This is a genomic window from Pseudomonas sp. FP603 (assembly GCF_030687415.1).
GTDB classification, from domain to species: Bacteria; Pseudomonadota; Gammaproteobacteria; order Pseudomonadales; family Pseudomonadaceae; genus Aquipseudomonas; species Aquipseudomonas wuhanensis.
The window spans coordinates 5,920,562-5,933,059 of sequence record NZ_CP117431.1 but is presented as its reverse complement, the minus strand read 5'-3'; the positions used below and the strand labels follow the sequence as shown (position 1 = coordinate 5,933,059).

General features: G+C 60.4%; 9 protein-coding genes. 6 read left to right on the top strand and 3 right to left on the bottom strand.

The window, feature by feature from the left end; genetic code table 11:
• Positions 1-66: 66 nt before the first annotated feature.
• The 3 genes from gatB to gatC are packed head-to-tail and all read right to left on the bottom strand — an operon-like array spanning position 67 to position 3,278.
• Positions 67-1,512: an Asp-tRNA(Asn)/Glu-tRNA(Gln) amidotransferase subunit GatB gene (gene gatB / locus PSH65_RS27505; RefSeq protein ID WP_305423543.1), complete on the bottom strand. Its 1,446-nt coding sequence runs from the start codon at positions 1,510-1,512 to the stop codon at positions 67-69.
• A gap of 10 nt (positions 1,513-1,522) precedes the next feature.
• Complete coding sequence (gatA, locus tag PSH65_RS27500; protein WP_305423542.1) at positions 1,523-2,974, bottom strand: Asp-tRNA(Asn)/Glu-tRNA(Gln) amidotransferase subunit GatA; 1,452 nt, start codon at positions 2,972-2,974, stop codon at positions 1,523-1,525.
• A 16-nt stretch (positions 2,975-2,990) separates the two neighbouring features.
• On the bottom strand, positions 2,991-3,278 hold the full coding sequence (gatC, locus tag PSH65_RS27495; protein WP_007901429.1) for an Asp-tRNA(Asn)/Glu-tRNA(Gln) amidotransferase subunit GatC: 288 nt from the start codon (positions 3,276-3,278) through the stop codon (positions 2,991-2,993).
• Between the two features lie 210 nt (positions 3,279-3,488).
• Here gatC and mreB point away from each other — a divergent pair, with 210 nt between their 5' ends.
• The 6 genes from mreB (at position 3,489) to PSH65_RS27465 (ending at position 12,336) form a co-directional block, all read left to right on the top strand.
• The gene (gene mreB / locus PSH65_RS27490; RefSeq protein WP_002555108.1) at positions 3,489-4,526 is read left to right on the top strand and encodes a rod shape-determining protein MreB; all 1,038 of its coding nucleotides are present in this window, start codon (positions 3,489-3,491) and stop codon (positions 4,524-4,526) included.
• 179 nt (positions 4,527-4,705) lie between these two features.
• A complete protein-coding gene (gene mreC, locus PSH65_RS27485; RefSeq protein WP_305423540.1) occupies positions 4,706-5,764 on the top strand; it encodes a rod shape-determining protein MreC in 1,059 nt (352 codons plus the stop codon).
• The gene (gene mreD / locus PSH65_RS27480; protein ID WP_305423539.1) at positions 5,764-6,255 is read left to right on the top strand and encodes a rod shape-determining protein MreD; all 492 of its coding nucleotides are present in this window, start codon (positions 5,764-5,766) and stop codon (positions 6,253-6,255) included. The genes mreC and mreD overlap by 1 nt, the downstream gene beginning before the upstream one ends.
• A gap of 90 nt (positions 6,256-6,345) precedes the next feature.
• Positions 6,346-6,942, top strand: a complete 597-nt coding sequence (locus tag PSH65_RS27475) for a nucleoside triphosphate pyrophosphatase (RefSeq protein ID WP_305423537.1) — start codon at positions 6,346-6,348, stop codon at positions 6,940-6,942.
• A 57-nt stretch (positions 6,943-6,999) separates the two neighbouring features.
• Positions 7,000-8,457: a ribonuclease G gene (gene rng, locus PSH65_RS27470; RefSeq protein ID WP_008008603.1), complete on the top strand. Its 1,458-nt coding sequence runs from the start codon at positions 7,000-7,002 to the stop codon at positions 8,455-8,457.
• Between the two features lie 75 nt (positions 8,458-8,532).
• Positions 8,533-12,336, top strand: coding sequence for a YhdP family protein (locus PSH65_RS27465; protein WP_305423535.1), 3,804 nt, complete (start codon positions 8,533-8,535; stop codon positions 12,334-12,336).
• Positions 12,337-12,498 lie beyond the last annotated feature (162 nt).

Genomic DNA, 12,498 nt, shown 5'->3' with positions numbered 1-12,498 from the left:
CCCCTCGCCACAAAAGCCCGCTCCCACAGGGAATGGAGCCAGGTTTGAATGCTGGCTCCATTCGCATCAGCCTTCGAGCTTGCTTTTAAGCAGTTCGTTGACCTGTTGCGGGTTGGCCTTGCCTTTGGAGGCTTTCATGGCCTGGCCGACGAAGAAGCCGAACATCTTGCCGCGTTTGGCTTCGTCTGCCGCGCGGTACTGTTCGACCTGTTCGGCATTGGCCGCGAGCATCTCGTCCAGCACCGCCGAGATTGCGCCGGTGTCGGTCACTTGCTTGAGGCCGCGCTTGTCGATGATCTCGTCGGCGCTGCCTTCACCGTTGGCCATGGCTTCAAACACCACCTTGGCGATTTTGCCGGAGATGGTGTTGTCCTTGATGCGCAACAGCATGCCGCCCAGTTGCTCGGCTGAAACCGGCGACTGGTCGATGTCCAGGCCTTGCTTGTTCAACAGGCTGCCCAGTTCAACCATGACCCAGTTGGCCGCCAGTTTGGCGTCGCCACTGATGTTCACGACTTTCTCGAAGTAATCGGCTTGCTCGCGGCTGGTGGCCAGGACGCTGGCGTCGTAGACCGACAGACCGAACTGCGCCTGGAAGCGCTCGCGTTTCTGCGGTGGCAGTTCCGGCAGGGTGGCGCGCACGTCGTTGAGGAACGAGTCCTCGATGACCACCGGCAGCAGGTCCGGATCGGGGAAGTAACGGTAGTCGTTGGCTTCCTCTTTGCTGCGCATCGGACGGGTTTCGTCCTTGTTGGGATCGTACAGACGAGTCTGCTGGATCACCTTGCCGCCGTCTTCGATCAGCTCGATCTGGCGTTGCACTTCAGTGTTGATCGCCTTCTCGATGAAGCGGAACGAGTTGACGTTCTTGATCTCGCAGCGCGTGCCGAATTCAACCTGGCCTTTCGGACGGATCGACACGTTGCAGTCGCAACGCAGCGAGCCTTCGGCCATGTTGCCGTCGCAGATGCCGAGGTAGCGTACCAGCGCGTGGATCGCCTTGACGTAAGCCACGGCTTCCTTGGCGCTACGCATGTCCGGCTCGGAAACGATTTCCAGCAGCGGCGTGCCGGCGCGGTTCAGGTCGATGCCGGTGGCACCGTTGAACTCTTCGTGAAGGCTTTTACCGGCGTCTTCTTCCAGGTGCGCACGGGTGACACCGACACGTTTGATCGTGCCGTCTTCCATGGCGATGTCCAGGTGGCCCTTGCCGACGATCGGCAATTCCATCTGGCTGATCTGGTAGCCCTTGGGCAGGTCCGGGTAAAAATAGTTTTTACGGGCGAACACGTTGTGCTGGCCAATCTCGGCATCGATGGCGAGACCGAACATCACCGCCATGCGCACCGCTTCCTGGTTCAGCACCGGTAGTACGCCGGGCATGCCGAGGTCAACCAGGCTGGCCTGGGTGTTCGGCTCGGAACCGAAAGTGGTGGAACTTCCGGAAAAGATTTTCGACCGGGTGGTGAGCTGGGTATGAATCTCCAGCCCGATCACGACTTCCCATTGCATGTGTTTCTCCTCAGAAGCCGGTTGGGGTGCGGGTGTGCCAGTCAGTGTTCTGCTGATACTTATGGGCAACGTTCAACAGGCGGCCTTCCTGGAAATACGGGGCGAGCAACTGCACGCCGACCGGCAGGCCATCGACAAAACCTGCAGGCATGGACAAGCCCGGCAGACCGGCGAGGTTGGCGGTGATGGTGTAGACGTCTTCCAGGTACTCAGCGACCGGGTCGCTGTTCTTGGCGCCGAGCTTCCAGGCCGGGTTCGGCGTGGTTGGGCCGAGGATGATGTCGACCTCATTGAAGGCCGCCATGAAGTCGTTCTTGATCAGGCGACGGATTTTCTGCGCCTTCAGGTAGTAGGCGTCGTAGTAACCGGCCGACAGCGCGTAGGCGCCGACCATGATCCGGCGCTGCACTTCCGGGCCGAAACCTTCGCCACGGGAACGCTTGTACAGGTCTTCCAGGTTTTTCGGGTCTGCGCAGCGATAGCCGAAACGCACGCCGTCGAAACGCGACAGGTTGGAAGACGCTTCCGCCGGGGCGATCACGTAGTACGCAGGGATTGCGTGCTGCATGTTCGGCAGGCTGATTTCCTTGACCACGGCGCCGAGCTTTTTCAGCTCTTCAACGCTGGCCATGACCAGGTCGGCGATGCGCGGGTCGAGACCTGCGCTGAAGTATTCCTTCGGCACGCCGATGCGCAGGCCTTGCAGCGAACCGTTGAGGCCGGCGCTGTAATCAGGCACGGGCTCGTCGATGCTGGTGGAGTCCTGCGGGTCGAACCCGGCCATGCCTTGCAGCAGGATCGCGCAGTCTTCGGCGGTGCGGGCCAGTGGGCCGCCCTGATCGAGGCTGGACGCGTAGGCGATCATGCCCCAGCGCGAAACACGACCGTACGTCGGTTTCAGGCCGGTGAGGTTGGTCAGCGCGGCGGGCTGACGAATCGAACCGCCGGTGTCGGTGCCAGTCGCAGCCGGCAGCAGACGAGCGGCTACCGCAGCAGCCGAACCGCCAGACGAGCCGCCCGGAACGTATTCCAGGTTCCACGGGTTTTTCACCGCGCCGTAGTAACTCGACTCGTTGGCCGACCCCATGGCGAATTCGTCCATGTTGGTCTTGCCCAGGGTCACGGCCCCGGCAGCAGCCAGTTTGGCGACCACGGTGGCGTTGTACGGCGCTTTGAAGTTGTCGAGCATCTTCGAGCCGCAGCTGGTGCGGATGCCCTGGGTGCAGAACAGGTCTTTGTGCGCGATCGGCGCGCCGAGCAGGGCGCCGCTCTCACCGTTGGCCCGACGAGCGTCAGCGGCTTTCGCCTGCTGCAGCGCCAGGTCTTCGGTGAGGCTGATGAAGCTGTTGAGCTGCGGGTCGAGCTGGGCGATGCGCGCCAGCAGGACTTTGGTCAGCTCTTCGGAAGAAAACTTTTTATCGGCGAGTCCGCGGGCGATCTCGGCCAGAGTCAATTGATGCATTGCAGGCTCTTTCCCTTTAGTCGATGACTTTCGGAACCAGGTACAGGCCGTTTTCGACCGCTGGTGCGATGGACTGATAGGCCTCGCGATGATTGGTCTCGGTCACGACGTCTGCACGCAGGCGCTGGCTGGCTTCCAGTGGGTGGGCCAGCGGCTCGATACCGTCGGTATTGACCGCTTGCATTTCGTCGACCAGCCCGAGAATGCTGTTCAGGGCCGAAGTGATGTGTGGAAGATCGGCATCATTGAGGCCAAGGCAGGCCAGATGAGCGATTTTTTCCACGTCGGAGCGTTCAAGCGCCATGGGATTCTCCAGTGGAAAACAAAACGGACCGCGTCCGTGTGTTAGATTGTCGGAACACTACCGCATATCTACGGTCTCAGGGCCGCGATTGTGGTGCTTGGTGCACAGAAAAGCAGCCAATTTAACATATTGGCGCCTTGCCCAAAATCCCTGTCGTTGTTAGAGTTTGCCGCACTTTTTTACCCACGCGTTGCCTAGGGTCCCTTTCCCATGTTCAAGAAACTGCGTGGCATGTTTTCCAGCGATCTTTCCATTGACCTGGGCACTGCCAACACCCTTATTTACGTGCGCGAGCGCGGAATCGTCCTGAATGAGCCATCGGTTGTGGCTATTCGGACACACGGTAACCAGAAAAGTGTCGTTGCTGTCGGCACCGAGGCCAAGCGTATGCTCGGCCGTACGCCGGGCAACATTGCTGCCATTCGTCCGATGAAGGACGGTGTGATCGCCGACTTCAGCGTCTGCGAAAAAATGCTGCAGTACTTTATCAACAAGGTCCACGAAAACAGCTTTCTGCAGCCTAGCCCTCGTGTGCTGATCTGCGTTCCATGCAAATCCACCCAGGTTGAGCGTCGTGCCATCCGTGAATCGGCTCTTGGTGCCGGTGCTCGTGAAGTGTTCCTGATCGAAGAGCCGATGGCTGCTGCAATCGGTGCCGGCCTGCCGGTTGAAGAAGCTCGCGGTTCGATGGTTGTCGATATCGGTGGCGGTACCACTGAAATCGCGCTGATCTCCCTCAACGGTGTGGTTTACGCCGAATCCGTACGGGTTGGCGGCGACCGCTTCGACGAAGCGATCATCACCTACGTGCGTCGCAACTACGGCAGCCTGATCGGCGAATCCACCGCCGAGCGCATCAAACAGGAAATCGGTACGGCCTACCCGGGCGGCGAAGTTCGTGAAGTCGACGTTCGTGGCCGTAACCTGGCCGAAGGCGTTCCACGCGCATTCACCCTGAACTCCAATGAAGTGCTGGAAGCTCTGCAAGAGTCCTTGGCCACCATCGTTCAGGCTGTGAAAAGTGCGCTGGAGCAATCGCCTCCGGAGCTGGCGTCGGATATCGCCGAACGTGGCCTGGTACTGACCGGTGGTGGCGCCTTGCTGCGCGACCTCGACAAGTTGCTGGCCCAGGAAACCGGTCTGCCGGTGATCGTCGCCGAAGACCCGCTGACCTGCGTTGCTCGCGGTGGTGGCCGTGCATTGGAAATGATGGATAAACACACCATGGACCTGCTGTCGAGCGAGTGATCTCACCCGATGCATCTATGTTGGTGAGCCCGCAGGCAGCACTTTGCAGTGCTGCCTGTTGGCGTTTATCTTCTGTCAGTCTGCATCCAGGCCGGTTTGATGCCGTATGAATAAAGAGAACATTTGCCTGGGAGGAGCGGCTTATTAAACCGCTTTTCACCAAAGGCCCCTCACTGGGCGTGCGCTTGTTGGTGCTGGCCGTGCTATCGGTTGCGCTGATGGTGGTCGATGCCCGCTTCACACTGCTCAAGCCAGTGCGTAGCCAAATGTCGCTGGTGCTGATGCAGTCTTACTGGATCACCGACCTGCCGCAGCGGTTATGGCAAGGTGTGGCCAGCCAATTTGGCAGCCGGACCGAGTTGGTCGCCGAAAACGAAAAACTCAAAACCGAAAACCTGCTGTTGCAGGGCCGCATGCAAAAGCTGGCCGCCCTCACCGAGCAGAACGTTCGGCTGCGCGAGTTGCTCAACTCTTCTGCGCTGGTCAACGAAAAGGTCGAAGTGGCCGAGTTGATTGGCATGGACCCCAACCCCTTTACCCATCGCATCATCATCAATAAAGGTGAGCGCGACGGTGTGGTCCTTGGTCAGCCGGTGCTCGATGCCCGCGGCCTGATGGGACAGGTGGTGGACTTGATGCCGTACACCTCTCGCGTGCTATTGCTGACCGACACCACCCACAGCATTCCGGTGCAGGTGAACCGTAACGGTCTGAGGGCGATTGCCAGCGGCACCGGTAACCCGGAACGCCTCGAGTTGCGTCATGTGGCCGATACCGCCGATATTAAAGAAGGCGATCTGTTGGTCAGCTCTGGCCTCGGCCAGCGTTTCCCGGCGGGTTATCCGGTGGCGACGGTCAAGGAAGTGATCCACGATTCCGGTCAGCCATTTGCCATCGTCCGTGCGGTGCCGACGGCTGCGTTGAACCGCAGTCGTTATCTGCTGCTTGTGTTCAGCGACGGTCGCACAGCCGAGGAGCGCGCCAACGAAGCCGCCCAGGCTCAAGAGGCTCTGGACCGACAGGGTGGCGGGCCGATCATCCCTGCAACTGTGCCGAAACCGGCCGTGTCGGTGATACCGGCTGCCGCTGCAGCTCCGGCTACTCCGGCTACTGCACCTGCCGCAGTGGCCCCGGTCAAGCCTGCCACCGCCAAGCCACCCGCGGCCAAACCCGCGGCAGTGAAGCCTGTTGCCAAACCGCCTGTCGCTGCGCCGGCCACCACTGGGGGAACAGAATAATGGGCGGTGCAACTTCCTCCCGAAACGGCTGGATGGTCTGGCTGACTTTCGCCATCGGCATGTTGCTCAGCGTTTCACCGCTGCCGCAGTTCATGGAAATCCTGCGTCCTCTGTGGCTGGCCTTGCTATTGGCCTTTTGGGCGTTGGCCCTGCCGCAGAAAGTCGGCATGGCGACCGCCTGGTGCCTGGGGCTGGCCGAAGACGTGTTGTATGGCACGCTGCTGGGCCAGAACGCGTTGATCCTCACGCTCATTACCTTCCTGGTGCTGTCGTTGCAACAGCGCCTGCGTATGTTCCCGATGTGGCAACAGAGCCTGGTGATCCTGGTGATCTTCGGCCTCGCCCAACTGGTTCAGTTGTGGTTGAGCGCCCTGACCGGCAATCGTCAGCCGACCTTGGCGCTGGTGTTGCCGGCACTGGTCAGCGCGTTGCTCTGGCCATGGATCAGCTACGGTTTGCGCGGTTTGCGTCGACGCTACAAAATCAATTAATTCGGTCAGGCATGTGCCCGCACCGGTGCCCTGTCTCGCCAAAAAGGAACAGTATTTGTGAGACAGGGCGCCAAGCAGGGAGATGTCTTGATGAAGCAGCTGTACCTCGCCTCAGGCTCGCCGCGTCGGCGTGAACTGCTCACGCAGATCGGCGTGTCGTTCTCCGTCATCAGCGCGGACATCGATGAAACCCCTTTATCTGAAGAATCCCCATCGGCCTATGTCGAGCGTCTGGCGCGCGGCAAGGCCGAGGTCGGGCACGGCACGGTCGTGTCCGACGCGGATTTCTGCGTGCTGGGCGCCGATACCGCCGTGGTGCTGGACGGGAAAATTCTCGGCAAGCCGGTGGACGAAGCCGACGCATGCGCCATGCTTATGCTGTTGTCCGGGCGCGAACATGAAGTGCTGACAGCGATTGCGGTGCGCGATGGCGAGCGCTGCGAGTCTTTGGTGGTGCGCAGCCTGGTGCGTTTTCGCCACATTGACCGCGACGAAGCGCCAGCCTACTGGGCCAGCGGCGAACCCCGGGACAAGGCTGGCGGTTATGGGATTCAAGGGCTGGGCGCGGTGTTCGTCGCCGGGCTCAACGGCAGTTATTCGGCGGTGGTCGGATTGCCGCTGTGCGAAACCTGCGAGCTACTCGGCCATTTCGGCATACCCTGTTGGCAAACCTTTAACGCGCGTTGAGCGTCGTACTGACAAGATGCGGCCATTATCGTGAACATGCCTGAACGAGACCCTGCCATGAGTGAAGAGATCCTGATCAACATCACGCCGATGGAATCGCGCGTGGCGGTGGTCGAAAACGGTGTCCTGCAAGAGGTCCACGTCGAGCGCACACAAAAGCGCGGGATCGTCGGCAACATCTATAAAGGCAAGGTCGTGCGGGTATTGCCGGGCATGCAGGCGGCCTTCGTCGATATCGGACTGGACCGCGCCGCGTTCATTCATGCCTCGGAAATTTCCCTGCGCGAAGGCCCGGCGGTGGAGAGCATCAGCGCGCTGGTTCATGAAGGTCAGAGCCTGGTGGTGCAAGTCACCAAGGACCCTATCGGCTCCAAAGGCGCGCGCCTGACGACGCAATTGTCGATTCCATCTCGCTATCTGGTGTACATGCCGCGCACCGCCCACGTCGGCATTTCCCTGAAGATCGAGGACGAAGCCGAGCGCGAACGCCTCAAGCAGGTGGTCACCGACTGCGTGGCCAAAGAAGGCATCAAGGAAGCCGGCGGTTTCATTTTGCGTACCGCGGCCGAAGGTGCCGGGGCCGATGAAATCCTCATGGACATCCGCTACCTGCGCAGGCTCTGGGACCAGATCAACGAACAGATCAAGACCATCAGCGCGCCGAGTGTTATTTACGAAGACCTTGGCCTGGCGCTGCGCACCTTGCGTGACCTGGTGAGCCCGAAGATCGAGAAGATCCGCATCGACTCCCGGGAAACCTTCCAGAAAACCACGCAGTTCGTCGCCGAACTGATGCCGGAAATTGCCGACCGCCTGGAGCATTACCCTGGCGAACGGCCGATCTTTGACCTGTATGGCGTCGAAGACGAAATCCAGAAAGCCCTGGAACGCAAGGTGCCGCTCAAGTCCGGCGGCTATCTGGTGGTCGATCCGGCGGAAGCCATGAGCACCATCGACGTCAATACCGGCGCTTTTGTCGGTCATCGCAACCTCGAAGAAACCATCTTCAAGACCAACCTCGAAGCCGCCACCGCCATTGCCCGTCAGTTGCGCCTGCGTAACCTGGGCGGGATCATCATCATCGACTTCATCGACATGGAAGATGAAGAGCATCAGCGTCAGGTGTTGCGCACGCTCGAGAAGCAACTGGAACGCGATCACGCCAAGACCAACATCATTGGCATTACCGAGTTGGGCCTGGTGCAGATGACCCGCAAGCGCACCCGTGAAAGTCTTGAGCAAGTGCTGTGCGAGCCGTGCAGCAGTTGCCAGGGTCGCGGCAAGCTCAAGACGCCGGAAACCGTGTGCTACGAGATCTTCCGCGAAATCCTGCGTGAGGCCCGGGCCTATCAGGCTGAAGGCTATCGGGTGCTGGCGAATCAGAAAGTGGTCGACCGTTTGCTCGACGAAGAGTCGGGCAACGTCGCCGAGCTCGAAGGTTTTATCGGGCGCACCATTCGGTTCCAGGTGGAAACCATGTATTCCCAGGAACAATACGACGTGGTGTTGCTCTGAATCGTTGTGTTTCAACTCCACTAGAACGGCTGGCCTCAGCTTTTTGCAGTATTTTTGCCATGGGAGCCAACTGACATGGACCGTCTGACACGCATTTTGGCCGCACTGACCCGCTGGGGTCTGGGCCTGTGTGCGTTGGTTTTGGTGCTGATGGCGCTGTTCGTCAGCCTCGGCCGAGAGTTGACGCCGCTGGTGGCCGAGTACCGTACTGACGTCGAAGACAAAGCCAGCGATGCCTTGGGCATGCCCCTGCAGATCGGCAAGCTGGAAGGCAACTGGAGCGGCTTCGCCCCGGTTCTGCTGGCCCATGACGTGATGGTTGGCGAGGGTTCCAATGCCTTGCGCCTGGATCAGGTGCGCGCGGTGCCGGATCTCTGGGCCAGCCTGCTGGCGCGCGAAGTGCGCATCGCACACCTGGAACTCAACGGTCTGAAGATCAGCCTCAAGGAAGGTGAGGATGGTCATTGGGCGCTGGAAGGTTTGCCGGTGCAGCAGGACCAGCCGCTGAACCCGGAGCAGTTGCTCAATCGCATGCAGATGGTCCAGCAACTGTCGGTGCTCGACAGCCAGATCACCTTGCAGCCGTTGGGAGAGTCGCCGCTAACCCTGACCTACGTCGGCCTGAACCTGAAAACCGGTCCATCCCGCCAGCGGCTCGATGCCCGCCTGACGCTGCCCGACGGCCAGCCGGTTGCGGTGAGCCTGCGCACCCGTTTGCGCGCAGCCCAATGGAAGGATGGTGAAGCGGACGCTTACCTGAGCCTGCCGCAAAGCGATTGGTCGAAATGGTTGCCCGAGCGCCTGACCCAGCAATGGAATTTTTCCGAGATCAAGGCCGGTGGCGAGTTCTGGATGAACTGGAGCAAGGGCACCGTGCAACGCGCCGCGATTCGTTTGAACGCACCGCAACTCAAGGGCGCCTATGCCGAGCGCAAGCCGATCCAGATCAATAATCTGGCGCTGAACGGGTATTTCCAGCGCAGTTCCACCGGCGTCCTGGTAACCCTGGACTCTCTGGCCATGAGCCTGGGGGACACCCGCTGGGAATCGAAACTGCAATTTCAACAAACTGCCGCGACCGATACGGTGCCGGAGCTCTTGCATGTGCAAGCCGACCGTCTCGATCTCACACCGCTCACTCCACTGCTGAATGCACTGGGCCCACTGCCCGAAGGGATCGCCACGGCGGTCGAGCGGCTCAAGGTCACCGGGGTTTTACGCAACGTGTTGATCGACTTCCGCCCAGCCGCTACCGATGACAGCAAATTCAGCTTTGCCGCCAATCTGGAAAAGGTCGGCTTCGATGCTTATCGCGGTGCACCAGCGGTGCGAAATGTCAGTGGCAGCATCAGCGGCGACCTCGGGCAGGGCGAGCTGCGCATGGACAGCAAGGATTTCTCCCTGCACCTGGACCCGATTTTCGCCAAGCCATGGCAGTACATTCAGGCCAACGCCCGGTTGACCTGGAAACTCGACAAAGAAGGTTTCACCCTGATCGCGCCGTACCTGAAGGTACTGGGCGAGGAGGGCAAGATTGCCGGCGACTTCCTGATCCGCCTGCATTTCGATCACACCCAGGAAGACTACATGGACCTGCGGGTCGGCCTGGTCGACGGCGACGGTCGCTACACCGCCAAGTACCTGCCGACGGTTCTCAGCCCGGGGCTGGACGAATGGTTGCGCACCGCGATTCTCAAAGGCGCGGTGGATGAAGGCTTCTTCCAGTATCAGGGTTCGCTGAACCACGGCGCCGCCGAAACGGCTCGCAGCATCAGTCTGTTTTTCAAGGTTCACGATGCCGAGCTGGCGTTTCAGCCGGGCTGGCCGCATGTCAGCAAGGTCAGCGGCGATGTGTTCATCGAAGACAGCGGTGTGCGGATTCTCGCGAGCAAGGGCCAATTGCTCGACACCCAAGTCAGCGACGTCTACGTCAATATTCCCCGTGCACCTGCCGGGCAGAGCCCTCATCTGTTCCTCGACGGCGCGTTCGCTGGCGGATTGGGCGATGGCCTGAAGATTCTGCAGGAAGCGCCGATCGGCACCGCCGACACCTTCGCCGGTTGGGAAGGCGAGGGCGATTTGCAAGGCAAGCTCAAGCTGGATATCCCGCTGGTCAAAGGCGAGCAGCCGAAAATCCTCGTCGACTTCAAGACCGCAAAAGCTCGTTTGAAGCTGCGCGAGCCCACCCTGGAACTGACGCAACTCAAGGGCGATTTCCGTTTCGACAGCACCAAGGGGCTGAGCGGGCAAAAGATCACGGCGCGAGCGTTCGACAAGCCAGTGACCGCACAGATCTTCGCTGAAGGCAGCCCAGGCAAGCTCAACACTCGGATCGCCGCGGCGAGTGAGGTCGAGGTCAAAAAACTCACTGAATGGCTGAATGTCACTCAGCCATTGCCGGTGACGGGGACGATCCCTTATCAGCTGCAACTGAACCTTGATGGCGCCGACAGTCAATTGATGGTCAGCTCCAATCTCAAGGGCGTGGCGGTAGATTTGCCGGCACCGTTCGGCATGGCGGCCGATGTTGGGCGCGATACCGTGTTCCGCATGACCCTGCAAGGCCCGGAGCGGCGTTACTGGGTCAACTACGGTGAGCTGGCGAACTTCACGTTTGCGGCACCGACCGGCAATTTCGCCGACGGTCGCGGCGAGTTGCTTCTCGGTGGCGGCAATGCCGTGTTGCCCGGCGCCAAAGGCTTGCGCGTGCGCGGTGTGCTGTCCGAGCTGGATGTTGCCCCCTGGCAGGATCTGGTGAGCAAGTATGCGGGCCAGGATCCGGGCGGCAGTGCCAAACAGTTGCTCAGTAGTGCGGATTTGAAGGTTGGAAAACTCACTGGTTTCGGCACCACCCTCGATCAGGCCTCGGTGCAGTTGACGCGTAAACCGGCCGCGTGGGCCTTGCAACTCGACAGTCAGCAGGCCAAGGGCAGCATCGGTATTCCCGATGCGAAAGCCGCACCGATTGCGGCCAATCTGCAATACGTACGTTTGCCGGCACGAGACCCTACGGCGCTGGCTGACGAGAATTCGCCGGATCCACTGGCCACCGTGGACCCGACGAAGATCCCGGCGCTGGATATCACCATCAATCAGCTGTTCCAGGGGCCGGATCTGGTGGGCGCCTGGTATCTGAAAGTCCGGCCGACCGCCAAGGGCGTCGCTTTCAATGCCCTTGATCTGGGCCTCAAGGGCATCCTCTTGCGGGGCAGCGGTGGCTGGGAAGGCGTGCCGGGTAACTCCAGCAGTTGGTACAAGGGCCGGGTCAGTGGCAAGAACCTTGCCGACGTGCTCAAGGGTTGGGGTTTTGCGCCGAGCGTCACCAGCGAAGAGTTTCACATGGATGTCGACGGTCGATGGCCTGGCTCTCCGGCGTGGCTGGCGACCAAACGCTTCTCCGGCAGTCTTGATGCGTCGCTGAATAAAGGTCAGTTCATTGAAGTCGAGGGCGGTGCTCAGGCGCTGCGGGTATTCGGCTTGCTCAACTTCAACTCCATCGGCCGCCGCTTGCGCCTGGACTTTTCCGACCTGTTCGGCAAAGGCTTGAGCTATGACCGGGTCAAAGGCCTGCTGGTCGCCAGTAACGGGGTCTACGTGACCCGTGAACCCATTCTGCTGACCGGTCCGTCGAGCAATGTGGAGCTCAACGGCACGCTGGACCTGGTGGGTGATCAGGTCGATGCGAAGTTGCTGGTGACCTTGCCGGTGACCAACAATCTGCCGATCGCCGCGCTGATTGTCGGTGCACCGGCCGTCGGCGGGGCGCTGTTCCTGATCGATAAACTGATTGGTGACCGCGTGGCGCGCTTTGCCAGCGTCAAATACACCGTCAAAGGCCCATGGAAAGAACCGAAAATCACCTTCGACAAGCCTTTTTGAATTCTTTTGAAAAAGCACTCTTTGGGCCTATGGAGTAGCATGACCAAAGGGTTTTTTGTAGCCGCCACGTTTCCTGTAGCAGCTGCCGCAGGCTGCGTTCGGCTGCGCAGCAGTCGTAAAATCGGATGCCGCGGTCCTTCAGGCAAACTGTGTATTGCGGAT

What these genes read in the sequence shown, in the direction of transcription:
- gatB (WP_305423543.1), bottom strand. Translation starts at nt 1,512, where the DNA reads ATGCAATGGGAAGTCGTGATCGGGCTGGAGATTCATACCCAGCTCACC.
- gatA (WP_305423542.1), bottom strand. Translation starts at nt 2,974, where the DNA reads ATGCATCAATTGACTCTGGCCGAGATCGCCCGCGGACTCGCCGATAAA.
- gatC (WP_007901429.1), bottom strand. Translation starts at nt 3,278, where the DNA reads ATGGCGCTTGAACGCTCCGACGTGGAAAAAATCGCTCATCTGGCCTGC.
- mreB (WP_002555108.1), top strand. Translation starts at nt 3,489, where the DNA reads ATGTTCAAGAAACTGCGTGGCATGTTTTCCAGCGATCTTTCCATTGAC.
- mreD (WP_305423539.1), top strand. Translation starts at nt 5,764, where the DNA reads ATGGGCGGTGCAACTTCCTCCCGAAACGGCTGGATGGTCTGGCTGACT.
- PSH65_RS27475 (WP_305423537.1), top strand. Translation starts at nt 6,346, where the DNA reads ATGAAGCAGCTGTACCTCGCCTCAGGCTCGCCGCGTCGGCGTGAACTG.
- rng (WP_008008603.1), top strand. Translation starts at nt 7,000, where the DNA reads ATGAGTGAAGAGATCCTGATCAACATCACGCCGATGGAATCGCGCGTG.
- PSH65_RS27465 (WP_305423535.1), top strand. Translation starts at nt 8,533, where the DNA reads ATGGACCGTCTGACACGCATTTTGGCCGCACTGACCCGCTGGGGTCTG.